This window comes from Janthinobacterium sp. KBS0711, assembly GCF_000988085.1.
Taxonomy (GTDB): Bacteria; Pseudomonadota; Gammaproteobacteria; order Burkholderiales; family Burkholderiaceae_D; genus Janthinobacterium; species Janthinobacterium lividum_E.
The window spans coordinates 113,729-138,849 of sequence record NZ_LBCO01000018.1 but is presented as its reverse complement, the minus strand read 5'-3'; the positions used below and the strand labels follow the sequence as shown (position 1 = coordinate 138,849).

21 protein-coding genes are annotated in these 25,121 nt (G+C 62.8%); 14 read left to right on the top strand and 7 right to left on the bottom strand.

The window, feature by feature from the left end:
• Position 1 precedes the first annotated feature (1 nt).
• The 4 genes from polA (at position 2) to VM94_RS10380 (ending at position 6,737) form a co-directional block, all read left to right on the top strand.
• A complete protein-coding gene (polA, locus tag VM94_RS10395) occupies positions 2 to 2,761 on the top strand; it encodes a DNA polymerase I (protein WP_046683427.1) in 2,760 nt (919 codons plus the stop codon).
• 91 nt (positions 2,762 to 2,852) lie between these two features.
• On the top strand, positions 2,853 to 3,737 hold the full coding sequence (locus VM94_RS10390) for a dienelactone hydrolase family protein (protein WP_046683426.1): 885 nt from the start codon (positions 2,853 to 2,855) through the stop codon (positions 3,735 to 3,737).
• 246 nt (positions 3,738 to 3,983) lie between these two features.
• The gene (locus VM94_RS10385; RefSeq protein WP_046683425.1) at positions 3,984 to 4,742 is read left to right on the top strand and encodes a ZIP family metal transporter; all 759 of its coding nucleotides are present in this window, start codon (positions 3,984 to 3,986) and stop codon (positions 4,740 to 4,742) included.
• 258 nt (positions 4,743 to 5,000) lie between these two features.
• Positions 5,001 to 6,737, top strand: a complete 1,737-nt coding sequence (locus VM94_RS10380) for an ABC-F family ATP-binding cassette domain-containing protein (protein ID WP_046683424.1) — start codon at positions 5,001 to 5,003, stop codon at positions 6,735 to 6,737.
• Between the two features lie 44 nt (positions 6,738 to 6,781).
• Here the strand turns inward: VM94_RS10380 and VM94_RS10375 are convergent, their stop codons facing one another.
• Genes VM94_RS10375 through VM94_RS10365 form a run of 3 tightly spaced genes read right to left on the bottom strand, consistent with a single transcriptional unit; the run spans position 6,782 to position 9,725 of the window.
• Positions 6,782 to 7,633, bottom strand: coding sequence for a sulfurtransferase (locus tag VM94_RS10375; protein WP_046683423.1), 852 nt, complete (start codon positions 7,631 to 7,633; stop codon positions 6,782 to 6,784).
• 13 nt (positions 7,634 to 7,646) lie between these two features.
• On the bottom strand, positions 7,647 to 8,570 hold the full coding sequence (locus VM94_RS10370; RefSeq protein ID WP_046683422.1) for a DMT family transporter: 924 nt from the start codon (positions 8,568 to 8,570) through the stop codon (positions 7,647 to 7,649).
• Between the two features lie 54 nt (positions 8,571 to 8,624).
• Complete coding sequence (locus VM94_RS10365) at positions 8,625 to 9,725, bottom strand: aromatic ring-hydroxylating oxygenase subunit alpha (protein ID WP_046683421.1); 1,101 nt, start codon at positions 9,723 to 9,725, stop codon at positions 8,625 to 8,627.
• Positions 9,726 to 10,130: 405 nt separating this feature from the next.
• Here VM94_RS10365 and VM94_RS10360 point away from each other — a divergent pair, with 405 nt between their 5' ends.
• From VM94_RS10360 to VM94_RS10330, 7 genes are all read left to right on the top strand, one after another.
• Positions 10,131 to 10,382 carry an exodeoxyribonuclease VII small subunit gene (locus VM94_RS10360; protein ID WP_046683420.1) on the top strand — a complete coding sequence of 84 codons (252 nt, stop codon included), beginning with the start codon at positions 10,131 to 10,133 and terminating at the stop codon, positions 10,380 to 10,382.
• Complete coding sequence (locus VM94_RS10355; protein WP_235432891.1) at positions 10,379 to 11,290, top strand: polyprenyl synthetase family protein; 912 nt, start codon at positions 10,379 to 10,381, stop codon at positions 11,288 to 11,290. The genes VM94_RS10360 and VM94_RS10355 overlap by 4 nt, the downstream gene beginning before the upstream one ends.
• On the top strand, positions 11,291 to 13,159 hold the full coding sequence (gene dxs, locus VM94_RS10350) for a 1-deoxy-D-xylulose-5-phosphate synthase (protein ID WP_046683419.1): 1,869 nt from the start codon (positions 11,291 to 11,293) through the stop codon (positions 13,157 to 13,159).
• A gap of 194 nt (positions 13,160 to 13,353) precedes the next feature.
• The gene (locus VM94_RS10345) at positions 13,354 to 15,420 is read left to right on the top strand and encodes an FUSC family protein (RefSeq protein ID WP_046683522.1); all 2,067 of its coding nucleotides are present in this window, start codon (positions 13,354 to 13,356) and stop codon (positions 15,418 to 15,420) included.
• Between the two features lie 321 nt (positions 15,421 to 15,741).
• Positions 15,742 to 16,122 (top strand): glutaredoxin family protein, encoded by a 381-nt coding sequence (locus VM94_RS10340; RefSeq protein ID WP_046683418.1) that lies wholly within the window; start codon positions 15,742 to 15,744, stop codon positions 16,120 to 16,122.
• A 31-nt stretch (positions 16,123 to 16,153) separates the two neighbouring features.
• A complete protein-coding gene (locus VM94_RS10335; RefSeq protein WP_046683417.1) occupies positions 16,154 to 16,345 on the top strand; it encodes a hypothetical protein in 192 nt (63 codons plus the stop codon).
• A gap of 90 nt (positions 16,346 to 16,435) precedes the next feature.
• A complete protein-coding gene (locus VM94_RS10330) occupies positions 16,436 to 16,624 on the top strand; it encodes a hypothetical protein (protein WP_046683416.1) in 189 nt (62 codons plus the stop codon).
• A 66-nt stretch (positions 16,625 to 16,690) separates the two neighbouring features.
• Here the strand turns inward: VM94_RS10330 and VM94_RS10325 are convergent, their stop codons facing one another.
• A complete protein-coding gene (locus VM94_RS10325) occupies positions 16,691 to 17,245 on the bottom strand; it encodes a cob(I)yrinic acid a,c-diamide adenosyltransferase (RefSeq protein ID WP_046683415.1) in 555 nt (184 codons plus the stop codon).
• A gap of 151 nt (positions 17,246 to 17,396) precedes the next feature.
• Between VM94_RS10325 and VM94_RS10320 the strand changes: the two genes are divergently transcribed.
• The 3 genes from VM94_RS10320 to glcF are packed head-to-tail and all read left to right on the top strand — an operon-like array spanning position 17,397 to position 21,207.
• Entirely contained in the window at positions 17,397 to 18,887 is a 1,491-nt protein-coding gene (locus VM94_RS10320) for an FAD-linked oxidase C-terminal domain-containing protein (protein ID WP_046683414.1), read from the top strand.
• A 16-nt stretch (positions 18,888 to 18,903) separates the two neighbouring features.
• The gene (gene glcE / locus VM94_RS10315; RefSeq protein WP_046683413.1) at positions 18,904 to 19,974 is read left to right on the top strand and encodes a glycolate oxidase subunit GlcE; all 1,071 of its coding nucleotides are present in this window, start codon (positions 18,904 to 18,906) and stop codon (positions 19,972 to 19,974) included.
• A 6-nt stretch (positions 19,975 to 19,980) separates the two neighbouring features.
• Positions 19,981 to 21,207: a glycolate oxidase subunit GlcF gene (gene glcF, locus VM94_RS10310; protein WP_046683412.1), complete on the top strand. Its 1,227-nt coding sequence runs from the start codon at positions 19,981 to 19,983 to the stop codon at positions 21,205 to 21,207.
• On the opposite strand, the gene VM94_RS10305 is transcribed toward glcF, so the two are convergent.
• From VM94_RS10305 to VM94_RS10295, 3 genes are all read right to left on the bottom strand, one after another.
• A complete protein-coding gene (locus VM94_RS10305) occupies positions 21,200 to 23,308 on the bottom strand; it encodes a putative bifunctional diguanylate cyclase/phosphodiesterase (RefSeq protein ID WP_046683411.1) in 2,109 nt (702 codons plus the stop codon). The two genes, glcF and VM94_RS10305, sit on opposite strands and share 8 nt — an antisense overlap.
• Before the next feature lie 184 nt (positions 23,309 to 23,492).
• Positions 23,493 to 23,978: a glutathione peroxidase gene (locus VM94_RS10300; RefSeq protein WP_046683410.1), complete on the bottom strand. Its 486-nt coding sequence runs from the start codon at positions 23,976 to 23,978 to the stop codon at positions 23,493 to 23,495.
• A 1-nt stretch (position 23,979) separates the two neighbouring features.
• Complete coding sequence (locus VM94_RS10295; RefSeq protein ID WP_185982102.1) at positions 23,980 to 25,119, bottom strand: PilT/PilU family type 4a pilus ATPase; 1,140 nt, start codon at positions 25,117 to 25,119, stop codon at positions 23,980 to 23,982.
• Between the last annotated feature and the right edge of the window lie 2 nt (positions 25,120 to 25,121).

The following is a 25,121-nucleotide window of genomic DNA, read 5'->3' as shown; positions in this document are numbered from 1 at the left end:
TATGCAAAACACCCTGCTGTTAGTCGACGGTTCCAGTTACCTTTATCGTGCCTTCCATGCGCTGCCCGACCTGCGCAGCCCGGATGGCTATCCCACGGGCGCCATGCACGGCATGGTCAACATGCTGCGCCGTTTGCGCGCCGATTTCCCGGCCGCTTACATCGCCTGCGTGTTCGATGCCAAAGGTAAAACTTTCCGCGACGACATGTATCCCGAATACAAGGCCACGCGCGCCTCGATGCCGGACGACCTGCGCCTGCAGATCGAACCGATTCACGAAGCCGTGCGCGCCATGGGCTGGCCGATCCTGATGGTCGATGGCGTGGAAGCGGACGACGTGATCGGGACCTTGGCCGTGCAGGCTGCCGCCGCCGGCATGAACGTGGTGGTGTCCACGGGCGACAAGGACCTGGCGCAGCTGGTCAACAGCCAGGTGACCCTGATCAATACCATGAGCAATGAAAAGCTCGATGAAGCGGCCGTGCTGGTCAAGTTCGGCGTGCCGCCGAACCGCATCATCGATTATCTGTCGCTGATCGGCGATACGGTCGACAACGTGCCTGGCGTATCGAAATGCGGCCCGAAAACGGCTGTCAAATGGCTGACCTTGTACGACAGCCTGGAAGGCGTGATGGAAAACGCGGCCAAGGTGGGCGGCGCCGTCGGTGAAAACCTGCGCACGGCCTTGCCATGGCTGCCGCAGGCGCGCGCCTTGATCACCGTCAAGACCGATTGCGATTTGTCCGGGCACATGACGACCATCGCCGACTCGCTGGTGGCGAAACACGAAGACAAGGAAGCGCTGCTGGCTTTCTTCAACCGCTACGGCTTCAAGGCCCTGCTGCGCGAACTGGGCGCCGCGCCGCCGCCGATGTCGCCGGTCGGTGCACCTGTCGCCGGTGGCGCTGCCAGCAACACGACGGGCGACATGTTCGCCGATGCCGTGCCAGTGGTGGAAGCTGTGTATGAAACCGTGCTGACGGATGAACAGCTGGACAAATGGATCGCCCTGATCGATGCGGCGCCCTTGACCGCCGTCGACACGGAAACCACGTCGCTGGAACCGATGACGGCGCAAATGGTCGGCATTTCCCTCTCGGTGGCCGAACACGCCGCCTGCTACATCCCGCTGGCCCACGACTACGCGGGCGCGCCGGAACAGTTGACGCGCGAACACGTGCTGGCGAAACTGCGCCCGTGGCTGGAAGATGCAAACAAGCCCAAGCTGGGCCAGAACCTGAAGTACGACAGCCATATCTTCGCCAATCATGGCGTGACGTTGCGCGGCATCGCCCACGATACCCTGCTGGAATCGTATGTGTTCGAGTCGCACAAGAAACACGACATGGACAGCCTGGCCCTGCGCCACCTGAACTACACGACGATCCCGTTCGAGGACGTGTGCGGCAAGGGCGCCAAGCAGATTACCTTCAACCAGGTGGAAGTGGAGCAGGCGGCGAAATATGCGGCCGAGGATGCCGACGTCACCTTGCGCTTGCACAACAATATGTGGGGCAACGTGGCGAATGATGACAAGCTGACCTTCATCTATGAAAAGATCGAGATGCCGACGGCCGTGGTCTTGCAAAAGATCGAACGCAACGGTGTGCTGATCGACGACGAATTGCTCAACATCCAGTCGGCCGAGCTGGCCGTGAAGATTTTAGAGTTGGAAAAGAAGGCGTATGAACTGGCCGAGCAGCCGTTCAACCTGGGTTCGCCCAAGCAGATCGGCGAGATTTTCTTTGAGAAGCTGAAGCTGCCGGTGGTCAAGAAAACCCCGACGGGCGCGCCGTCGACGGACGAGGAAGTGCTGCAAAAGCTGGCCGAGGATTATCCGTTGCCCAAAGTGCTGCTGGAATACCGCGGCATGGCCAAGCTGAAGTCGACCTATACCGATAAATTGCCGAAGATGATCAACGTCACGACGGGCCGCGTGCATACGAACTATGCGCAAGCCGTGGCCGTGACGGGGCGATTGGCATCGAACGACCCGAACTTGCAGAATATTCCCATCCGTAGCGCGGAAGGCCGCCGAATCCGCGAAGCCTTTATTGCGCCGCCCGGCAGCCACATCGTCTCGGCCGACTATTCGCAAATTGAATTGCGCATCATGGCGCATATCTCGGGCGACGAAGCCATGTTGCGCGCATTTGCCGACGGCATCGACATTCACCGCGCCACGGCCGCCGAAATCTTTGGCGTGCCAGCTGCGGAAGTGCAAAGCGAGCAGCGCCGCTACGCCAAGGTCATCAACTTCGGTTTGATTTACGGCATGAGCGCGTTCGGCCTGGCCGGTAACTTGGGCGTGGACCGCACGGCCGCGCAAAGCTATATCGACCGCTACTTCGCGCGTTTTTCTGGCGTGAAACAGTACATGGAAGACACGCGCCAGCAAGCAAAGGCGCGCGGCTACGTGGAAACCGTGTTCGGCCGCCGTTTGTGGCTGCCGGAAATCAATTCGCCAAACGGCCCGCGCCGCCAAGGCGCCGAACGGGCGGCGATCAACGCGCCGATGCAGGGCACGGCCGCCGACCTGATCAAGCTGGCCATGATCGCCGTGCAAGGCTGGCTGGAAACGGACAACTTGCAGACGAAGATGATCATGCAGGTGCACGATGAACTGGTGCTGGAAGTGCCGGACGCCGAGCTCGAGCTGGTCAAGCGCAAGCTGCCGGAACTGATGGCCAGCGTGGCCGCGCTGAAGGTGCCGCTGACGGCGGAAGTGGGCGTCGGTAAAAATTGGGACGAAGCGCATTAACAATGTGACATAGCAGCAATGACCGTAGGTCGGCTTAGCGCGCAGCGCGTAAGCCGACATTTTTTGTCAACACACCTTTCAGGAGAAACGCATGAGCGACATGATCACCGATTGTGAAAGTTTGCTGGGCCAGAGCAGCTTGTCCGGGCCGGACGGCCGCCGTGGTTTCCTGAAGGTGGCGCTGGGCACGGGCTTTGCCGTGGCCGTGCTGCCCGTGGCGGCGCAAAACATCATCAAGACGGATTCCGCCGGGCTTGTCACGGGCAGCATGTCGGTGATGGTCGATGGCCAGGCCGTGCCCGTGTATGCGGCCCAGCCGGAGGGTAAGACGGGTTTGCCCGTGGTACTGGTCATTTCGGAAATTTTTGGCGTGCATGAACATATCGCCGACATGGCGCGCCGTTTCGCCAAGCAGGGCTACCTGGCGCTGGCGCCCGATCTGTTCGTGCGCCAGGGCGACCCGACCAAAGTGGGCAGCATCCCGGAGTTGATGAAAGGCATTATCGCCAAGACCCCGGACGCGCAAGTGATGACGGACCTCGATGCGGTGGTGGCGTGGGCGAAACCGAATGGCGGCGACACGAGTCGCCTGGGCATCACGGGTTTCTGCTGGGGCGGGCGCATCACGTGGCTGTACGCGGCGCACAATCCGGCCGTCAAGGCGGGCGTGGCCTGGTATGGCCGCCTGGTGGGCGAGCCCAATCCCTTGCAGCCGAGCAACCCCATCGATATCGCCGCCACCTTGAAGGTCCCCGTGCTGGGCTTGTATGGCGGCAAGGATACGGGCATCAGCCAGGAATCGATCGCGAAGATGAAGGAGGCGCTGGCCAAGGGCGGCAACAAATCGGAGTTTGTCGTGTACCCCGATGCGGGTCACGCCTTCAATGCCGATTACCGTCCCAGCTACGTGGCGGCCGATGCGAAAGACGGCTATGCGCGTTGTTTAGCCTGGTTCAAGAACCACGGCGTGGCGTGACGACGCAACAGAAAAACACCGCATTTCCCAGAAGTTGGCGCGAAAGGCGCACCGGGCTGTAAAATGCCCGCTGCGCGCCAATGCAGTACAATTGCATCTTCATCGCGCGACGCTGCCGCCAAACGCGCAAAAAATTAAACAATAGATAACAACGCATTCATCAGGCCAGACGCCAGCATCGCGGGCGCCAGTGACCCGGCGCCATTTTGAGGTAAGAAAATCATCGATCCCGTCCTTATATCCATTTTGCTCGCGACCACGATCGCGGGCGTGTTGAGCATTACCGCGGCGGCGATCTTTTCGTTTGCATTCCTGTCCAAAGTGGTCGAGCGTATGGTCAGCTTGTCCGTCGGCATCATGTTGTCGACGTCCTTGCTGCACGCCTTGCCCGAAGCGTTCGAATCGCAGGCGGATCCGCGCACCCTGTTCGCCACCCTGCTGGCCGGCTTGCTGGCCTTTTTCATGCTGGAAAAATTCGCCATCCTGCGCCATTCGCACCACCACGAAGGCGATGGCCACCACCATGCGCACGGCCACGACAAGCACGAGGCGGGCAAGGCCGGCTGGATGATACTCGTCGGCGACGGCATGCACAATTTTACGGATGGCATTTTGATCGCAGCCGCCTTCCTGGCCGACCCGAAGCTGGGCCTGGTGACGGGCCTGGCCATCATCGCGCATGAAATCCCGCAGGAAATCGGCGATTTTATTGTTCTGCTCAACGCCGGCTTCTCGCGCTTGCGCGCCTATATCTTCAATTTGCTGTGCAGCCTGATGGCGGTGGCGGGCGGCCTGCTCGGCTATTTCACCTTGGACCGCGCCAGCAATCTGATTCCTTACGTGCTCGTGTTCGCCTCGTCCGGCTTCATCTATATTGCCCTGTCCGACCTGATGCCGCAGATGCAGCGCCGCGCCACCTTGCGCGAAACCATTCCGCAAGTGCTGTTGATCGCGCTGGGCGTGTGCATCGTGCTGTTCCTGACGCACAAGCGCCACGGCGGTTGATGTACTGACTGTGTGGGTGTAGTATTGCCTTTCTGACTAACTTGCACAGAAAGGAGGAAAATATGGAAATTTTTATGCTCGCCCTATGGGATGCGCGCTCTTTAAGCGCATTTGCCAGCTCTTGCCCACGTTCTATCGCGCTGCGATAACCGGGTCAGAGCAAAGTCACCCCTCTCATATAGAGTCTTTCTCGGCTCATGGTTGTCGTTAGCGCTCCTGTTAACGCGGATGCTTGCATCCCGAACAAAGACAAGAGCCATGACTACCCTTATCTCGACACAAGCTTTACAGCTGGATACCCACGACGGTTTCCTGTTCAACGAACTCGCCTTTACTTTGCGCCAGGGCGACCGCATCGGCCTGATCGGCCACAATGGCTGCGGCAAATCCACCTTGCTGGGTCTGCTCAGCGGCACGCGCGAAGCGACATCCGGCACCATCCACTACGCCCGTGCCTGCCGCTTGCAGCACGTGGAGCAGCATTTGCCGGCCGAACTTGCCAGCCTGAGCCTGTACGACGCCTTGCTGGCGCCCGTGCTGGACCAGCCGGAACTGCATTGGCGGGTCGACAGCCTGCTGGCCGAACTTGGTTTTGATCAAGAAACCGCGCAAGTGCCCGTACACTCGCTGTCCGGCGGCCAGCACACGCGATTGCTGCTGGGGCGCGCCCTGCTGCAGGAACCGAACGTGCTGCTGCTCGACGAACCGAGCAATCACCTGGACTTGCCGTCGCTGCTTTGGCTGGAGCAATTCCTGCTGGCCTGGCGCGGCGCCTTCATCCTCGTCTCGCACGACCAGCGCCTGCTCGACAACGTGGCTACGCGCAGCTGGATCTTGCGCGACAGCCGCCTGTACGACTTCGACTTGCCGTGCGGCCCCGCGCTGGCGGCGCTGGCCGAAGCGGATATGGCCGCTGCCGCCCGCCATGCGGCCGAGCAAAAGGAAATCGACCGCCTGTCGGCCAGCAGCGCCCGCCTGGCCCTGTGGGGCCGCACCTATGACAATGAAGACCTGGCGCGCAAGGCCAAGACCATGCAGCGTCGCATCGACAAACTGAAGGATGAACAGTCGTTCGTCAGCGATGGCGCGCCGTGGCGCTTGAGCTTGCGGGGCAAGGCGCTGGCGGCCGACCAGTTGCTGGCGCTGGACGCCGTGGACGTGCGCGCCGTGCCTGCCTCGCCGCTGTTGTTCCACGTCGGCCAGCTGTGGCTGAAACCGGGCGACCGCATCGCCTTGCTGGGCGCCAACGGCAGCGGCAAGTCGTCCTTGCTAAGGCTGTGCTGGCAAGCGATCCAGGCGCAGGAGGAGCGCAGCGACCTGCGCTACCATCACGCCGCCAACATCGGTTACTACGACCAGTCGCTCAAGCAACTGGCCGATGACGCCGATTTGTCCGACGCCTTGTATCCGTTTGCCGTGCAAAACGAGGCTGCCCGCAGCCAGGTGGCGCGCAAGCAGGCCTTGATCGCGGCCGGTTTTCCGTATGCGCGCCATGGCCAGGCGGTGGCGACCCTGAGCGGCGGCGAGCGGGCGCGGTTGCTGTTCCTGGGCCTGTCCCTGGCCAGCTACCATTTGCTGCTGCTGGACGAGCCCAGCAACCACCTGGACATGCAGGGCAAGGCGGACCTGGGGCAAGCCTTGCGTGGCTTTGCCGGCGGCTGCTTATTGGTGTCGCACGACCGCGATCTGATCGAAACGGCATGCAACCGTTTTTGGGTGGTGGCCGATGGCCAGCTGGAAGAGTGGCCGGACGCGGCCAGCGCGTATGCACGGCTCAGTGCGGAAGATGGGCAGGCGTTGACGCCCGCGCCAAGAGTGGAGCATGCATCTGCGGTACCGGAGGACGTCGAAGTGCAGCTGGAACGCTTGTGCGAACTGGAGCAATTGCTGACGGAAGACCTTGCCCGCAAGCCGCGCCACCAGAAGCCGGCCAGCCAGCAGGCGTGGCTGGCGGAACTGGAACGCTTGAATCAAGCGCTGGGAATAACATCGTAGTTATCCACGGGTAAAAGGTGGCGGACCAGTTGGTCCGCCATTTTTTAATTCCCCGTCGCCACAGGTCGCGCCGGATCGGCGCACCATTCGCTCCAAGAACCCGGATACAGGGCCGCGCCCGGCAAGCCGGCCACTTCCAGTGCCAGCAAGTTGTGGCAAGCCGTCACGCCGGAGCCGCACTGCATGACGGCTGCTTGCGGCGAGGCGATCAATGCGCTGAAGTCTTTTTCCAATGCCTCGGCCGGCTTGAAGCGGCCATCCGCCTGTAAATTATCCTTGAAGAAACGGTTTTTCGCGCCGGGGATGTGGCCGCCCACGGGATCGATGGTTTCGTTTTGGCCGCGATAACGGTCGGAGGCGCGCGCGTCGATCACCGTCAGCGCCTGGTTTTCCAGGTTGGCGACGACGTCCTGTACGCTGACCGTGCGCGTCAGGCTGGCTTTTTCCGTGAGCTTGCCCACAGGGCGGGGCGCCACCGGCGTGACCAGCGGCAAGCCTTGCGCCTGCCAGGCGGCCAGGCCGCCGTCGAGCACGGCGACGGCCGGATGGCCGAGCCAGCGCAGCAGCCACCACAAACGGGCGGCGAACATGCCGCCCTGGCCGTCATAGGCGACCACTTGCGTGTCGTCATTGATGCCCCAGCCGCGCAAGGTGGCCAGCAGGGTGTTGCGGTCGGGCAAAGGATGGCGTCCCGTAAAGTCCGGGCCGCGCGCCGTCTTCGGGCCGGACAGGGCCGTGTCGATATCGGCGAACTGCGCGTTCTGGATGTGGCCGGCGGCAAACGCATCGCTGCCGGCTGCCGGGTTGAGCAAGTCGTGGCGGCAATCGAGGATCACCCAGTTGCTGTCGTTCAGGTGGCTGGCCAGTTCGCTGGCCTGTATCAAGGTGGTGTACATCGGAAACGCTCCTTTACACTTCGCTGGCAATCGGATCCGTGCGCGCGATCGCCGCGCCACGGGCCGTGTTGCGGGTATTGTAATAGGTTGCCGCGATACCCGAAGCGAGAATGATGCCGATGCCGGTCCAGCCGTGCCAGTCGAACAGGTCGCCAAAGATCACCACGCCCCAGAAGCTGGAAAAGACGATGCCCGTGTATTGCAGATTGGCCACTACGAGGGTCTTGCCCAAGCGATAGGCGCGCGTCATGGCCATCTGCGCCATGGTGGCGCACAGGCCGATGGCGGCCAGCAAGCCGATGCCGTAGGCGCTCGTGTGCGCATGCCAGACGACGGGGCCGCCGCCGGCGCTGGCCACGTGGCCGATCACGCCGGCGAGGAAATTGACGACCGAGAAATAAAACACGACCCGGTATTCGGGCTCGCCCAGCAAGCCCAGTTTACGTACTTGCAAATAGGCGAGGGCAGACAGCATGCCGGAAATCAAGGCCGTGATGGCGCCGCCCAGCTGGTCCGTCTCGAACACGGGTTGCAGCAGCAGGGTCACGCCGACAAAGCTCATGGCAATCGCGGCCATCAGCGGCCACTCGACCTGTTTCATGCCTTTCCACCAACCGCCCGCCAGCAGGATCACGGCGATCCAGATGGGCGCCATGTAATTCAAGGTCATGGCCGTGGCCAGCGGCAGGATGGCGATCGCGTAAAACCACAGCCACAGGGCGATCACGCCCACCACGCCGCGCCACAGATGCTGGCCCGGCATCGTGGTTTTGAAGCTGCCGCCCTGGTACAAAATCGTGCAGCTCATGACGATCATGCCGATGATGCCGCGGTACATGACGATTTCGGACGTCGAATACATATCCGACGCCAATTTGACGCACACGCCCATGATGGCGAACATGAAACTGGCAAATAGCATCCAAAGCGATTGCATGAGAAATCCTGACGATGAAAAAGAAAAGGCCGCGCAATGCGGCCCTGGAGGGAATTACAGTTCGATATTATTGCGGTACCACTCGTGGAAATGCTGCATGCCATCTTCCATGGGCGACTGGTAAGGGCCCACTTCGCTGACACCGCGCGCCATCAGGGCCTTGCGGCCCGCATCCATGCGCTGGGCGATTTCATCGTCCTCGACGCAGGTTTCCATGTAGGCAGCCCGTTCCGCTTCGACGAAGTCGCGCTCGAACAGCACGATTTCTTCTGGGTAATAGAACTCCACCACGTTGCGCGTCTTTTGCGGGCCATCGGGCCACAGGGTCGAGACGACCAGCACGTGCGGATACCATTCCACCATGATGTTCGGATACAGGGTCAGCCAGATGGCGCCATACGGCGGCGCTTCGCCGCCACGGAATTGCAGCACCTGCTCTTGCCATTTCTTGTAGGCAGGCGAACCGGCCTGCTGCAAGCCGCGGTGCACGCCCACCGTCTGCACGCTGTAATCCTTGCCGAATTCCCAGCGCAGATCGTCGCAGCTGACGAAGCTGCCCAGGCCCGGGTGGAATGGTTCGACGTGATAATCCTCGAGGTAGACTTCGATGAAAGTCTTCCAGTTGTAGTCGCACTCGTGGATTTCCACGTGGTCGAACATGTAGCCGGAGAAATCGAGGTCTTTCGAGACGGACAAATCTTTCAATTTTTCCATCACGTTGTAGCCATTCTGTTCGAACAGCAAGCCATTCCAGCTTTGCAGCGGCGTTTTCGACAGGTTCAGGCATGGCGTCTCGGGGAAATGCGGCGCGCCGATCAATTCACCCTTGAGGTCGTAAGTCCAGCGGTGCAGCGGGCACACGATATGGTTCGCGTTGCCGCGGCCGTTGAACATCAGCGCCTGCCGGTGGCGGCATACGTTGGACAGCACTTCGATGCCATTGGCGTTGCGCACGAGCATGCGCCCTTCGTTCTCAGACGCCAGGGTCGCAAAATCGCCGGTTTCCGGCACCATCAGCGCATGCCCGACATAGCGCGGGCCGGCTTGGAACAATTGCTGCATTTCACGCTGCAACAGCGTTTCGTCAAAATAGACGTGGACCGGAAGTTGCGCGTTTGAGCGCGCCAGCTTGGCGTGAGTAGCCAGATCGGACATCCCAACCCCCCATAAATGTACAACGGTCAGCAGTGCCCCAGGCCATTCCCTGGGCAACCGCTACAGAGAGAAAGAATCCGCAAAGACCTGAATTCAAATTTGTTGAAACGGTATTTCGGACAGAACCGGCGATTATAGCGCGTATCGGCCTCGGCATTGCCAAAACCCCCCGGTAAATAGTCTATTAATGAGAAACATTGTCATTTGGCGTGCAATTTCCGGTAGATGGGAACGATTGCGCTAAAATTCACTGCCAAGCTGGCAACGCTATTGACTTTGAGCGCGCCGATTGCGCTTTAGTTTTCACTTAATAGTGTGGTTTGTTCTAAAATAACGCTTCTATGCTGGCCGGGAATCCCCGGCGTCTCCCTACAAGCCCCTCGTGCCACGAAGAGATCTGAGTTTATGTCGAAGAAATTAACTGCCGCTGCCGCAGCGCCGGCCTCGTTTGAAGAGGCGATGGCGGAACTGGCGCAGCTGGTAACGCAAATGGAAGCGGGCCAGTTGCCGCTGGAAGCATCGGTCGCGGCCTACCAGCGCGGCTCGGAACTGGTCAAGTATTGCGCAACCCAGCTCGACAGCGTTGAAGCGCAGGTAAAAGTATTGGAAGGCGACATGTTGAAACCGTTCGTGGATGCCGGCGAGGCCGCCCAATGATGGCCAGTGTGCAACAAGACGGCGTTACCTTCGGCGACTGGATGCAAGCCACCCAGTCCGGCGTGGAAGCCCGGCTCGACCAGTTCCTGCCGGCGGCAGATGTCGTGCCGCACAAGCTGCACGCGGCCATGCGCTATGCGCTCTTAGGTGGCGGCAAGCGCGTGCGTCCGCTGCTGGTGATGGCGGCGGGCGAATTGTTTGATGCCGATCAAGATACCCTCGCGCGCGCTGCTTGCGCGCTGGAAATGATTCACGTGTATTCGCTCGTGCATGACGACATGCCGTGCATGGATGACGATGCCTTGCGTCGTGGCAAGCCCACCGTGCACATCGCCTACGATGAAGCGACGGCCCTGCTGGTCGGCGACGCGCTGCAGTCGCAGGCCTTCATGCTGCTGGCCGACGGCGCGGCCATTCCGCCGGCGCGGCAAATGGCCATGCTCAAGCTGCTGGCGCACGCCTCGGGTTCGGCCGGCATGTGCGGCGGCCAGGCGATTGACCTCGACAGCGTCGGCCTGGCCTTGACCTTGCCGCAGCTGGAACAGATGCATCAACTGAAAACGGGCGCCTTGTTGCGCGCGGCCGTGATCCTCGGCGCGCTGGCCGGCAAGGACTTGACGCCGGACGAGATGACGGCGCTGAACGCCTATGCGCGCGCCGTCGGGCTGGCGTTCCAGGTGGTCGACGACGTGCTCGACGCCACGGCCGATTCGGCCACCCTGGGCAAGACGGCCGGCAAGGATGCGGCCGCCAACAAGCCTACTTACGTATCGATACTGGGGCTGGAACCATCGAGAGCCCTGGCAGAACAATTGCGGTGCGACGCCCATGCGGCGCTGGCGCCATTCGGGGACAAGGCACGCCGTTTGCGCGAGCTGGCGGACCTGGTCGTGCAGCGGAAGGCATAAATGAAACTGTTAGAAACCATCAATGAACCAGCGCAAGTGCGCAAGCTGGCCCGCTCGCAACTGGTGCCGCTGGCCCAGGAATTGCGCAGCTTCCTGCTCGACTCCGTTTCCAAGACGGGCGGCCACCTGTCGTCCAACCTGGGCACGGTCGAGCTGACCGTCGCGCTGCATTACGTGTTCAACACGCCGCACGACCGCATCGTGTGGGACGTGGGCCACCAGACCTATTCGCACAAGATCCTCACGGGCCGCCGCGAGCGCATGCATACCTTGCGCCAGAAGGATGGCATTTCCGGCTTCCCGAAACGCGACGAAAGCGAATACGACACCTTCGGCACGGCGCACTCGTCGACGTCGATCTCGGCCGCACTGGGCATGGCGCAGGCCGCCAAGATCAAGGGCGACCCGCTGCATGCGATCGCCGTGATCGGCGACGGCTCGATGACGGCCGGCATGGCCTTCGAGGCGATGAACAATGCTGGCGTGCAAGAAGACGTCAACCTGCTGGTGATTTTGAACGACAACGACATGTCGATCTCGCCGCCCGTGGGCGCGCTGAACCGCCACCTGGCGCGACTGATGTCGGGCCAGTTCTATGCGGCCGCGAAAAATGTCGGCAAATCCGTCTTGCCCGGCCCCGTGCTGGAACTGGCGAAGCGCTTTGAAGAGCACGCCAAAGGCATGGTCGTGCCCGCCACCATGTTCGAGGAATTCGGCTTCAATTACATCGGCCCCATCGATGGCCACGACCTCGATTCGCTGATCCCGACCTTGCAAAACATCAAGCAATTGAAGGGCCCGCAATTCCTGCACGTGGTGACCAAGAAGGGGCAGGGCTACAAGCTGGCCGAGGCGGAACCGATTTTGTACCACGGCACGCCGAAGTTCAATCCGGCCGAAGGCATCAAGCCGGCCACGGCGCCGGGCAAGATGACGTACACGGAAGTGTTCGGCAACTGGCTGTGCGACATGGCCGCGCACGACAAGCGCCTGGTGGGCATCACGCCAGCCATGCGCGAAGGCTCGGGCATGGTGAAATTTGAACAGCAATTCCCGAACCGCTATTTCGACGTCGGCATCGCCGAGCAGCATTCCGTGACCTTTGGCGCGGGCCTGGCTTGCGAAGGCTTGAAGCCTGTCGTGGCCATCTATTCGACCTTCCTGCAGCGCGCCTACGATCAATTGATCCACGACGTGGCCCTGCAAAACCTGGACGTGACGTTCGCGCTGGACCGTGCCGGCCTCGTGGGTGCCGATGGCGCCACGCACGCGGGCAACTACGACATGGCGTTCCTGCGCTGCATCCCGAACATGGTCGTCATGGCCGCGTCGGACGAAAACGAATGCCGCCAAATGCTCACCACTGGTTACCACTATCCGGGCCCGGCGGCCATCCGCTATCCGCGCGGCGCTGGTGCTGGCGTGGCCATCGCGCCGGAACTGACGAGCATTGAAATCGGCAAGGGCGAGATCAAGCGCCACGGCAAGCGCATCGCCATCCTGGCCTTCGGTTCCATGGTGGCGCCGAGCGTGGCGGCAGGCGACAAGCTCGACGCGACGGTCGCCAACATGCGCTTCGTCAAGCCGCTCGACGTGGCGCTGGTGAAACAGCTTGCCGCAGAACACGATTACCTGGTGACGGTGGAAGAGGGCTGCATCATGGGCGGCGCCGGTTCGGCCGTGGCCGAAGCACTGGCGGCGGAGGGCATCGTCAAGCCGATTTTGATGCTGGGCTTGCCCGACACCTTCATCGACCATGGCGACCCCGTGCAACTGCTGAAAAGCGTGGGCCTGGACGCCACCGGCATCGCCGCCTCGATCGAGCAGCGTTTTGGCGGCACGCAGCCGCGTCTGGCCGTCGTCAGCTAAGTTTGCCCGCATACAGAGAGAAGCGGCACTGCGGTGCCGCTTTTTTTTTCGCCTGCCGAGATTTTACGCTGCACTGCAACATTTTTCGCCGGGGAATGCTACGATGACGCTTTGATACCCTTTCAAAGTTCAATTTGCATTTCAGGAAACTTCACCGCCGTTCGCGCGCACTGGCCGGCCGCTGGCTGACGGGCATGCACGCCTATACCGACAAGCTGGCGCAGCGCCGTCCCCTGTGGATGGTCAGCCTGGCCATCGATGAAACGAATCTGTCCGAGGGCCTGCGGGCCGCGTGCGCGTCAAGCGCCATGCTGTTGCTGGGCCTGCTGTTCGACCACCCCGATTTTTCCTGGGCCGCCATCGGCGCCTTCTGGACCTGCCTGGCCGACGCGGCCGGCACGCGGCGCATGCGTTTCGTCTCGATGGTGGGCTTCGGCTTGCTGTCGACCGTGGCTGGCGGCCTGACGGCGCTGGCGGCCGGCCATGGCGTGGCGGCGGCCGCCATCGCCGTGCTGCTGTTTTCCTGGGCCGGCGCGCTGGCGCGCATCTGGGGTGCGGCCACGGCGCAAGTGGCCATCCTGGCGGCCACGGCCTGCGTGGTGATGGTCACGCATCCATTGGAATCGATGACGCAGACGGCGCCTTTCCTGGGCCTGTACATGTTCGGCTGCCTGTTTGCCACCGTGCTCAGTTTTACGGTCTGGCGCATCCACCCGTTCAGCCCGGCCAGGCGCGCCATCCGCGCCGCGTATTCGCGCCTGGCCGGCATCGCGCGCGACAATGCGCGCTTCCTGGAACAGGGCCCGGCGCTGCCGGACGCCACCGCGCATGGCGCCAGCTACCGCTCGCAGGCGCGTGCCGCGCTGGAAGCGGCGCGCGTGGCGCTGGCCGCCGTGCCGCCCGCGCGCGCGGGCCGCAGCGCCCTGTACGACAACCTGCTGCTGGCGCTCAGCGACGCCGAGCGTATCTTCGCCTATCTGATCGCCGTCACGCATACGTGCGAGCGCGAACAGCAGCGCCTGCGGCAGGACCCGCGCGCGCGGCGCAGCCTGGAAGTGATGGCCGTGCTGCTGCGCCGCCTGGGACAAGCCGTGCAGCGCCAGCCGGAAACGCCGCCGCTGGCATTGCAGCGCCGCCTGGCGAACTGCGGACGGCGTCTGGAAGCGGCGCTGGGCGCCTTGCTGCCCTTGCGCCTGAACGTGGATTTCATGGAACTGGGCTTGCCGCGCGCGACGCAGCTGCCGTGGCGCGAAGCGGCCTTCCTTGTGCTGGGGCAAGCGTGGCAAACGGCGAAAGTCAACGCCACGCCGCAGTCGCTGAGCTGGCGCCATGCGGCGCGCGTGTCGCTGGCGACGACGGCCGGCTTCCTCTTGGTCGAGGCCTTGCATATTCCCTTCGGCTACTGGGCCACGATGGCGACCTTGTTGATCTTGCAGCCATCCGTGTCGACCACCTGGCCGCGCGGCATCGAGCGCGTCGCTGGCAGCGTGCTGGGCGCCGTGCTGGCCGTGCTGATCGGCCTGGTCATTTACACGCCGCTGGGCATCTCGCTGGTGGTGTTTCCCCTGATTGTCGCCACGATGGCCTTGCGCCGTGTCAGCTACAGCCTGCACGTGCTGTTCATGACGCCCGCCTTCGTGCTGGTGGCCGACTATGCGGCGCCGGCCAGCGAGATGGTGTATGCGGTAAGCCGCCTGGGCAACAATGTGCTGGGCTGCGTGCTGGCCCTGCTGGCCACGTTTTTCCTGTGGCCCGACCGCGAGGCGGACGACCTCGATCAGCGCCTGGCGAAAGCCGTGTCGGCCAACCTGAAATACCTGCTGGCCGTGCTGGCGGCGGGTGGACGCTGGGATAGCGCCATTGCGCGCCTGCGCCGCGAGGCGGGGCTGGCCAGCAATAATGCGGAACAAGTGCTGCAACGCCTGCGCATCGAGCGCCGCCTGGACCGCAGCAGCGGCGTGGGCCTGGCGGCACTGCGCACCTTGCCGTTGCTGCGCCGCGTGGCAGGCAGCACGGCGCGCATCAGTTTGAGCCCGCAGGCCGAGCCGGCGCCGCCCGCATTGCAGCGGTGGATTGCCGCCGTTAGCGGGGAAATCGATGCGTTGCTGCGCGGTGAAGCCGATGCCGCTGCGCCCGGCCCGTGCGCGGCAGAGGGCTTGACGGCCCTGCAAGCTGATGCGGTGGCCCAGGTGCAGCTGCTGCGCGGCTTGCTGCGCGAACATGTGCAGGCCGTCGATAGCGCGGTGGCGTCCTCGCGTTGAAGCGTAGCCGCTCGGCCGGCTGCGCCCGCAACCGGCCTTTTCCTGCTTGCGGCGCCAATATTGTATAGACGTTTGGCGCCTGCCAATCTCTCCAAATTCCACATTTCATGGGCTTCCCCGATATATTTTCCAAACTGGAAATTTATCGAAAGGAAACGTTGACTCTAAAATAATCGCGCTCTATATTCGTTTTTGTAGGATGTAAATTCTACAAGGTAATAAGCATGCAAGCGCAAGTGGCATTCTTTTTCCACGTCTATCGAAGGGTGGGAAATGTTTTAAAAGATCGTACTTTTCCTGTAACGACGTCAAGGTGGCTTCATGATGCAAAAGAAAATTAAAACCATCGCCATGTATGGCTTGATCCTGGCCGCCGGCCTGGGCAGCGGTTATGGCCTGTCCTTGTTGCCCGGCTTGCTCAAGTCGAATTACACCGAGGGTAATTACGCCGCGTATTTCCCGAATGCCCAGGCGAAAGTGGTGCTGTACGGCACGGACTGGTGCGGCTATTGCGCCAAGACGCGTGCCTACTTCAAGGAAAACAAGATCGAATTCGTCGATCTCGATATCGAGAAATCCCCGGAAGCGAAAAAAGCCCATGAGGCACTGGGTGGCGGTGGCGTGCCCGTGGTGTTGATCGGCAACCGCAAGATCCAGGGTTTCAATGCGGGCGCGCTGGAAGCGGCGCTGAAGAAAATCTGACGTTCCCACTTGTTAACTTGAAAGGCTGACCATGTTCAAAAAGATTGCTGTTTTTCTGTTTGCCGCCGGCGCCGCGCTGTCCTTCAGCGTCCAGGCAGGTGGGCCTGACTGCACCTTTGTGTGCGAACGCAATCTGCTCGATTGCGTGGAATTCGGCCAGCCGGCCTGCATGGAAAATTATCAGGCTTGTCAGAAAGAGTGCCTGCGTCCGCCCCGTAATTGACGCGCGGAGCAATGCCAGCTTATGGATGGCGCGTAAGGGACGGCGCGCTGTGGATGTCAGTGATCGTCTGTCAATTCAACAGGAGTGCTTATGTTCAAAAAACTGGGTTTCTTTTTGTTTGCCATGGGCGTCAGCGCCTCGTATGCCATGGCCAGCAGTACCGCCGACATTTCGGAATGCCAATCCGAGTGCTATATGGCGCTCGATGCCTGTGTCATGGAGTTCAGTGTCCCTTCATGCGTGCGTGCCAATAAAGCCTGCCTTCAGGCTTGCGGTTAAGTAAAACACTCTGTCAGCCGGATAAAGCGCGGCGATGCTGTTTGACAGCATCGCCGTTTTTTCATCTCATGCCCGCGTGCGGTCGTGCCGCCACAACACGTCGCTGCCGCCGGCAAAGCGGTTGAGCACGCGCGACAGCACGAACAGCAGGTCCGACAATCGGTTCACGTACTGGCGCGGATGCTCGTGGATGGTTTCCGCATTGGCCAGCGCGACGATGCTGCGCTCGGCGCGGCGGCATACGGTGCGGCACACGTGCGCCAGCGAAGCGGCGCGCGAGCCGGCCGGCAGGATGAATTCGGAGAGGGCCGGCAAGTCCGCATTGTATTTCGCCAGCAGCTCGTCGAGGCGCAGCACGTGTTCTTCCTTGATCAGCTGGTAGCCGGGGATGCAGATTTCTCCGCCCAGGTCGAACAGGTCGTGCTGGATGGCCACCAGCTCGTCGCGCAAGGCGTCGGGCATGGCTTCGCACAACAGCAAGCCGATATTGGAATTGAGTTCGTCCACGTCGCCCATGGCGTGGATACGGGCGCTGTCCTTGCTGGTGCGGCTGCCGTCGCCCAGGCCGGTGCTGCCATTGTCGCCCGTGCGCGTGGCGATTTTCGAAAGTCGGTTGCCCATGATGCTGATCCTGTAAAGAAGAATGGGGGCAGCATACGACACTGCGCGCCGCCTGGCCCCGGATTTGCGGGCAAATCGGACAAAAAATGCGGTGCGCGCCACTTTTGTGCTTACAATCGTTGCACGCCCATGCCCATTTGCCTCCCATCTTATGCTCAATGCCGCTCCTGAACCCGGATTGACCGCCGCGCGCCAGCAAGCCGTCGTCGCGGCCCTGCTGGCCGTGCTGCCGGCACGTTGCGTGCTGTCCGACGCGGAAGACACGCGCCCGTATGAATGCGACGGTCTGGCCGCCTACCGCCAGCTGCCGATGGTGGTCACCTTGCCGGACACGGAAGAACAGGTCATCGCCATCCTCGGCGTCTGCCGAGAACTTGGCGTGCCGATCGTGCCGCGCGGCGCCGGCACGGGCTTGTCGGGCGGCGCCTTGCCGATCGCCGATGGCGTGGTGCTGTCGACGGCGCGTTTGAACCGCATCGTGCGCGTGGATGCGTACGCGCGCACGGCCGTCGTGCAGCCGGGTGTGCGCAACCTGGCCATTTCCGAAGCGGCCGCGCAATATGCCTTGTATTACGCGCCCGACCCGTCCTCGCAAATCGCCTGCAGCATCGGCGGCAACGTGGCGGAAAACTCGGGCGGCGTACATTGCCTCAAATACGGGCTGACCGTGCACAATGTGCTGCGCGTGCGCGTCGTCACCATCGATGGCGATGTGCTGGAGCTGGGCGGCGAATGCCTGGATTCTCCGGGCCTGGACCTGCTGGCCGTCTTCATCGGTTCCGAAGGCATGCTGGGCATCGTCACGGAAGTGACCGTGAAACTGATACCGAAACCGGCCACGGCGCGTGTCATCATGGCCTCGTTCGGCGACGTCGTCACGGGCGGCAATGCCGTGGCCAACGTGATCGCCGCCGGCATCATCCCTGCCGGCCTGGAAATGATGGACCAGACGTCGTCGCGCATGGTCGAACCGTTCGTCAAGGCCGGCTACGACATCGACGCGGCCGCCATTTTGCTGTGTGAAGCTGATGGCACGCACGAAGAAGTGGAAGAGGAAATCGCCCGCATGACGGCCGTGCTGGAAGGGGCGGGCGCCAGTGCGATTGCCGTCTCGCAGTCGGAAGCGGAGCGCATGAAATTCTGGTCCGGCCGCAAGAACGCCTTTCCCGCCGCCGGGCGCATCTCGCCCGACTACTACTGCATGGACGGCACCATCCCGCGAAAAAAACTGGCGGAAGTGCTGACGGGTATCGCCGTCATGGAAACGACGCATGGCTTGCGCTGCGCGAACGTGTTCCACGCGGGCGACGGCAATCTGCACCCCTTGATCCTGTTCGACGCCAACATGCCCGGCGAATTCGAGCGCGCCGAAGCGTTTGGCGCCGACATCCTGGCCCTGTGCGTGGCCGTGGGCGGCACGATTACGGGCGAGCATGGCGTGGGCATGGAAAAGATCAATTCCATGTGCGTGCAGTTTACGCGCGCCGAACTCGATGCCTTCTTTGCCGTCAAGCGCACCTTCGATCCCCACACCTTGCTGAACCCGGACAAGGCGATTCCCACCTTGAACCGCTGCGCCGAATTCGGCAAGATGCATGTGACGGCGGGGCGCCTGCCATTCGCCAACCTGCCCCGTTTTTAATTTTCCGGAGACCCTTTTGCAAGCGATAGCGGAACAATTCAGGCAGCAGATACTGGCGGCCAGCGCGGCGGGCAAGCCCTTGCGCCTGCGCGGCGGCGGCACGAAAGACTGGTATGGACAGCAGCTCGAAGGCGAGGTGCTCGATACGCGCGCCTATGCGAGCATCATCGACTATGAACCGACGGAGCTGGTGATCACGGCCCGCTGCGGTACGCCGCTGGCCGAGATCGAGGCGGCGCTGGCCGCGCGCAACCAGATGCTGGCGTTCGAACCGCCCCACTTCGGCCCCGGCGCCACGGTGGGCGGCGTCGTCGCCAGCGCCTTGTCCGGCCCGCGCCGGGCCAGCGCGGGCGCCTTGCGCGATTTCGTGCTGGGCGCCGTGCTGATGGATGGCCATGGCGAACGCCTGGCCTTCGGCGGACAGGTGATGAAAAACGTGGCCGGCTACGATGTCTCGCGCCTGCTGGCGGGGTCCCTGGGCACCCTGGGCCTGATCCTGGAAGTGTCGCTGAAGGTGCTGCCCTTGCCGCTGCGCGAAGCGACGTTACGCGTGGCATGCGCGGAAATCGCCGCCTTGCGCATGCTCAATGAGTGGGCGGGCAAGCCGCTGCCGATATCGGCCAGCTGCTGGCACGATGGCGTGTTGACGGTGCGCCTGTCCGGCGCCGAGGCGGCCGTCTCGGCGGCGCTGCAATCCCTGGGTGGCGAAGTGCTGGCAGCAGAAGAAGCATCCGCCTTCTGGCTGTCCGTGCGCGAGCAAACGCACGCATTCTTCGCAGGTGCGGGCAGCCTGTGGCGCTTGTCGCTGCCGCCGCACGCCAGCGCCATGATTTTAAAAGGGCGCCAGCTGATCGAGTGGGGCGGGGCGCAGCGCTGGCTCAAGCTCGACGGCGACGCCGATGCGGCCGGCGCGCAGCACGTCCGCCAGGCCGTGGCGGCCGCCGGCGGCCATGCGACTCTGTTCCGCGGCGGCGACAAGGCCGTGGGCGTGTTCCACCCGCTGGCGCCGGCCGTGGCCACCATCCATCAGCGCCTGCGGCAGGCTTTCGACCCGGCCGGCGTCTTCAACCCGCACAGAATGTATTGAGCGCGCATGCAAACCAATCTCGCCGATTTCATCAAGAATACGCCGGCAGGCGACGAAGCCGAAGCCATCCTGCGCGCCTGCGTGCATTGCGGGTTTTGCACGGCCACCTGTCCCACCTACCAGCTGCTGGGCGACGAACTCGATGGCCCGCGCGGACGCATCTACCTGATCAAGCAAGTGCTCGAAGGCGCGCCCGTCACGGCCAAGACGCAGACGCACCTGGACCGCTGCCTGACCTGCCGCAACTGCGAGTCGACTTGTCCCTCGGGCGTACAGTACGGGCGCCTGGTCGACATCGGCCGCAATGTCGTCGAACAGCGCGTGCAGCGCCCCTTGCGCGAGCGTGCGCTGCGTTTCGCCCTGAAGGAAGCCTTGCCGCGCCGCTGGCTGTTTACGCCCGTGTACAAGGCGGGGCAGGCGCTGCGCCCGCTGCTGTCGAAAAGCTTGCAGGACAAATTGCGCCCGGGCGCCGCCGCCGGTGCATGGCCGACGCAGCAGCACGCGCGCAGCATGCTGCTGCTCGACGGCTGCGTGCAGCCGGCCATGTCGCCGAACATCAACGCGGCCACGGCGCGTGTGCTCGACGCCTTGGGCGTGCAATTGATCGTCGCCCCGAAGGCGGGCTGCTGCGGCGCATTGCGTCATCACCTGAATGACCAGGACGCGGCGCTGGACGATATGCGCCGCAATATCGACGCCTGGTGGCCTTACGTAGATAGTGCCGAAGCCATCGTCATGACGGCATCCGGCTGCGGCGCCACGGTCAAGGAATACGGCCATTTGCTGGCGCATGATGCGCAGTATGCGGACAAGGCGCGCCGCATCGCCGCACTGACGCGCGATCTGTCCGAGATCATGCCGGCGTTTGAAGCGGAACTGGCGGCGCTGCTGAAAGGGCGCATCGGGAAAAGGGTAGCGTATCACCCGCCATGCACCCTGCAGCATGGCCAGCAGGTGCGCGGCAAGGTGGAGCAGGTCTTGCGCGCCGTCGGCGTCGACGTGCGCCTGTGCGCGGACAGCCATTTGTGCTGCGGTTCGGCGGGCACGTATTCGATTTTGCAGCCGGAACTGTCGCAGCAGCTGCGCGACAACAAGGTGGCGAACCTGGAAGCGTGCGAGCCGGAGATGATCGTGTCGGCCAATATCGGCTGCCTGAGCCACCTGCAGTCGGGCACGGAGACGCCCGTGCGGCACTGGATCGAGCTGATCGACTCGGCCTTGGCGCCTACATAGGCACTTCGCTGTACTGCGCGACGCGCCATTGGGGGGCCGGCACGAAGTTGGCCGCCCACTCCAGCACGGCGTCGGCCGGCATGGGGCGGGCGATGCCGTAGCCTTGCGCCAGATCGCAGCCCAGCTGGATCAAACGCGCGCCATGCTCGACGCTTTCCACGCCTTCGGCGATCACCGTCAGGCTGAAGGAGCGGGCCAGACCGATGACGGCGCGCACCAGGTGCAGGTCGTCGCGGTCGTTGAGCATGTTGCGCACGAAGCTCTGGTCGATCTTGACGATGTTCGCCGGCAGGCGTTTTAAATACGACATCGACGAGTAGCCGGTGCCGAAATCGTCGAGGGCGAAGGTGATGCCCAGCGCCTGGCAGGCGCGGATGATGCGGCGCACGTCTTCGATGTCGTGCAGGGCCGACGATTCGAGGATTTCCAGTTCCAGCATGCTGGCGCGCACGCCGGGAAATTCGCCGAGGATGGTTTCCAGGCGCGAGACGAAGTCCGGTTGCTGGAAGTGGCGCGCCGCGATATTCACGCTGACCACCCAGTGCTTGCCGCCAGCCACCCAGCGCTGCATTTGCCACAGGGCCTGGCGCAGCACCCATTCGCCGATGTCGATGATCAAGTCCGTCTGCTCCACCAGCGGCAGGAATTGCGCGGGCGCCAGCACGCCGCGGCGCGGATGCTGCCAGCGTAGCAGCGCTTCCATGCCCACCACTGTGCCGGCGCGCATGTTGACCTTGGGCTGGTAGTACAGCCGCAGTTCGCCGTTGATCAGGGCGTGGCGCACTTCCGTGCGCTGGTTGTGGTGGGTGCGCACTTCTTCGTCCAGGTTGGTGTCGAAGAAGTGGTACTGGTTGCGCCCCGTCAGTTTCGCCTGGTAGACGGCGTGGTCGGCGTGGCGCAGCAGGCTTTCCGTATTCAAGTCCTTGCCCGCGTAGACGGCGATGCCGGCGCTGGCCGTCATGTGCAGCGCCTGCTGGTCGCACTGGTAGGGGCGTCCCAGCTCGGCCATCAGCTGCGTGACGTTTTGTTCGATGCTGGCGATGCTGGCCTGGCCGCACAGCAGCAGGACGAATTCATCGCCGCCCAGGCGCGCCGCGTAATGGACCTGGCCCGTAAAGCCGTGCAGGCGGCCGGCCACCTGCTTGAGGATTTCATCGCCGGCCTCGGCGCCGTAGCGGTCGTTGATGGCCTGGAAGTGGTCGAGGTCGAACAGGCAGACGGCCAGCAGGCGCTGGCGTTCGCGCGCGAGGAACAGTTCCTGTTCGAAGCGGGCGGCCAGCGCGGCACGGTTGGGCAGACCCGTCAGCACATCATTGTAGTTTTGCCACGACAGCTTTTGCAGGGCCTGCTGCATGTGCACGGTTTCGTTCAGTTGCTCGCCCAGCTGGCGCTGGCTGGTTTTCAGCGAGGTCAGCAGTGCTTCGATATCGCCGGCCATGCCGTTGAACGACTGCGACACGGCTTGCGCCTCGGGCGTGGCGCCAGCCACCAGGCGCACGGCGAAGTTGCCGTCGCGGAAGCGGTCGGTCGCTTGCACGAAGCGCGCCAGCAGCTTGCGGTGCGTGGCCAGGATCAAGCCCAGCAGCACGAAGACGAGCACGATATTGATGCTGCTGAGGACGGCCTGCTCGCGCACCCTGAGCCACACTTGCGCCAGGGGCAGGCCGGGCGTGTAGTGCAGGTCGAGGATGCCGTCGCCGCCGTCCGGCAGCGCCACCGTCAGGCGGCTGCGGATGGCCGTGATGCCGGCCAGGCGCGCGAACCACGCCGGCACCGTGGCCAGCGTGCCGGTCAGCTTGCTGTCGGCCAGTACTTCGACATGCCCGCCAGCCGTGTCCCAGCGCGCGGAAACGAGGCTGCGGTTCAGCGGCAGGGCGCTGCGCAGCACCTGGCGCACGCTGTCGTGCATCGCGTGACTGTCCGCGTGCACGGCCAGCGGCAGCACGCTATTGGCGAGGAACAGGTCGAGTTGCCGCGCATCGCTCTGGTAGCGCGCATTGGCCAGCGCCGTTTCCGTGCCGAGCAGGGCGTGATAGCGAACGGCGGAAACGGCGAGTATCAGGAAGAAAATAGGAAGAAAGAGGCGGGAATAAATTCCCATCCGCATCCATGAAGATAATATTTTCCCAAAGACTGGCATCGTTTTTTGATCGATATCTGCGAATAATTATGCAAACATTATCACCGAAATTTGCTATTGGAAACACAATATTGATATCAAGCATGAAATAAGTGCGGATTGATTGATTTCAGCAATTATTGTTTTTAATCAAACCGCCGAATCGCTATTCCTGTAGCAATTGCCGGATGTCATCCGCCAGGCTGGCCGGTTTGCTGGCCGTGGCGTAGCGGCGAAATACGCGGCCATCCTTGCGCACCAAAAACTTGGTGAAATTCCATTTGATCGACTGCGTGCCCAATATGCCGGGCGCCGCCTGTTTTAATTGCGCAAACAGGGGATGGGTCTGCGGGCCATTCACGTCCACCTTGGCAAACAGGGGAAAGGTGACGCCGAAGTTTTTCTCGCAAAAAGCGCCGATTTCCGCATTCGACCCCGGTTCCTGCTGGCGGAATTGATTGCAGGGAAAGCCCAGCACGACCAGGCCCTGCGCGTGGAATTCGCGGTACAGCGCTTCGAGCCCCTGGTATTGCGGCGTGAAGCCGCAGGCGCTGGCCGTGTTGACGATCAACAGCACCCTGCCTTTGTATTGCGCCAGGTCGACCGGCGTGCCGTCCAGTGCCTCGGCCTGGAAATCGTGGATGCTGGTCATGTCAGAGGAGTCCCAGTTTGGTGGCGCCCGTTTGCGGGGCGGGTTCCGGCGCCGTTGCGCCCTTGAGCTTGATCGTCAGGCGCAGGTCGTTGACGGAGTCCGCATTGCGCAGCGCGTCTTCATAGCTGATGGCGCCGGCTTCGTGCAGGTCGAACAGGGCCTGGTCGAAAGTCTGCATGCCGTGTTCGCGCGATTTTTTCATCAATTCCTTGATCTCGTGCACCTGGCCCTTGAAGATCAGGTCGCTCATCAGCGGCGAATTGAGCAGGATTTCCAGCGCCGCCTTGCGCCCGCCGCCTTCCTTGTTGGGAATCAGGCGCTGCGAAATCATGCCCTTCAAATTCAGTGACAGGTCCATCAGCAACTGTTGGCGCCGTTCTTCGGGGAAGAAATTGATGATGCGGTCCAGCGCCTGGTTGGCGTTGTTCGCGTGCAAGGTCGCCAGGCACAGATGGCCCGTCTCGGCAAACGCGATGGCGTGGTCCATCGTATCGCGGTCGCGGATCTCGCCGATCTGGATCACGTCGGGCGCCTGGCGCAGGGTGTTTTTCAGGGCCGTGGCCCAGTCGTCCGTATCGACGCCCACTTCGCGCTGGGTGACGATGCAGTTGCCGTGCGGATGGATGAATTCCACGGGATCTTCGATGGTGATGATGTGGCCATGGCTGTGCGCGTTGCGGTGGCCCACCATGGCGGCCAGGGTGGTCGACTTGCCGCAGCCCGTGGCGCCCACCATGATGACGAGGCCCCGCTTGCTCATCACGATGTCTTGCAGGATGGCGGGCAAGCCCAGCCCATCGAGGGTGGGGATGGCGGTATTGATCAAGCGCAAGACCATGCCTGCCTGGCCCATCTGCACGAAGGCGGACACGCGGAAACGCCCGAGTCCGTCCGGACTGATGGCGAAATTGGCTTCGCGGCTGGACGCGAACTCGGCCGCCTGGCGTTCGTTCATGACGGCGCGCACGTAGCCGGCCGCCTGCTGCGCGTCGAGCGCGCCGCCCGCCAGCGGCGTCAGTTTGCCGTCGAGCTTGATGGCGGCAGGAAAGCCGGCCGTGATGAACAGGTCGGAGCCGCCCCGTGCGCGCATCTGCGCCAGCAGCGCGTGCATGGCGCCATAGTGTTCGTGCGTCGTCTGCATGG

What these genes read in the sequence shown, in the direction of transcription:
- polA (WP_046683427.1), top strand. Translation starts at nt 2, where the DNA reads ATGCAAAACACCCTGCTGTTAGTCGACGGTTCCAGTTACCTTTATCGT.
- VM94_RS10390 (WP_046683426.1), top strand. Translation starts at nt 2,853, where the DNA reads ATGAGCGACATGATCACCGATTGTGAAAGTTTGCTGGGCCAGAGCAGC.
- VM94_RS10380 (WP_046683424.1), top strand. Translation starts at nt 5,001, where the DNA reads ATGACTACCCTTATCTCGACACAAGCTTTACAGCTGGATACCCACGAC.
- VM94_RS10375 (WP_046683423.1), bottom strand. Translation starts at nt 7,633, where the DNA reads ATGTACACCACCTTGATACAGGCCAGCGAACTGGCCAGCCACCTGAAC.
- VM94_RS10370 (WP_046683422.1), bottom strand. Translation starts at nt 8,570, where the DNA reads ATGCAATCGCTTTGGATGCTATTTGCCAGTTTCATGTTCGCCATCATG.
- VM94_RS10365 (WP_046683421.1), bottom strand. Translation starts at nt 9,725, where the DNA reads ATGTCCGATCTGGCTACTCACGCCAAGCTGGCGCGCTCAAACGCGCAA.
- VM94_RS10360 (WP_046683420.1), top strand. Translation starts at nt 10,131, where the DNA reads ATGTCGAAGAAATTAACTGCCGCTGCCGCAGCGCCGGCCTCGTTTGAA.
- VM94_RS10355 (WP_235432891.1), top strand. Translation starts at nt 10,379, where the DNA reads ATGATGGCCAGTGTGCAACAAGACGGCGTTACCTTCGGCGACTGGATG.
- dxs (WP_046683419.1), top strand. Translation starts at nt 11,291, where the DNA reads ATGAAACTGTTAGAAACCATCAATGAACCAGCGCAAGTGCGCAAGCTG.
- VM94_RS10345 (WP_046683522.1), top strand. Translation starts at nt 13,354, where the DNA reads ATGCACGCCTATACCGACAAGCTGGCGCAGCGCCGTCCCCTGTGGATG.
- VM94_RS10340 (WP_046683418.1), top strand. Translation starts at nt 15,742, where the DNA reads ATGATGCAAAAGAAAATTAAAACCATCGCCATGTATGGCTTGATCCTG.
- VM94_RS10335 (WP_046683417.1), top strand. Translation starts at nt 16,154, where the DNA reads ATGTTCAAAAAGATTGCTGTTTTTCTGTTTGCCGCCGGCGCCGCGCTG.
- VM94_RS10330 (WP_046683416.1), top strand. Translation starts at nt 16,436, where the DNA reads ATGTTCAAAAAACTGGGTTTCTTTTTGTTTGCCATGGGCGTCAGCGCC.
- VM94_RS10325 (WP_046683415.1), bottom strand. Translation starts at nt 17,245, where the DNA reads ATGGGCAACCGACTTTCGAAAATCGCCACGCGCACGGGCGACAATGGC.
- VM94_RS10320 (WP_046683414.1), top strand. Translation starts at nt 17,397, where the DNA reads ATGCTCAATGCCGCTCCTGAACCCGGATTGACCGCCGCGCGCCAGCAA.
- glcF (WP_046683412.1), top strand. Translation starts at nt 19,981, where the DNA reads ATGCAAACCAATCTCGCCGATTTCATCAAGAATACGCCGGCAGGCGAC.
- VM94_RS10305 (WP_046683411.1), bottom strand. Translation starts at nt 23,308, where the DNA reads ATGGGAATTTATTCCCGCCTCTTTCTTCCTATTTTCTTCCTGATACTC.
- VM94_RS10300 (WP_046683410.1), bottom strand. Translation starts at nt 23,978, where the DNA reads ATGACCAGCATCCACGATTTCCAGGCCGAGGCACTGGACGGCACGCCG.
- VM94_RS10295 (WP_185982102.1), bottom strand. Translation starts at nt 25,119, where the DNA reads ATGCAGACGACGCACGAACACTATGGCGCCATGCACGCGCTGCTGGCG.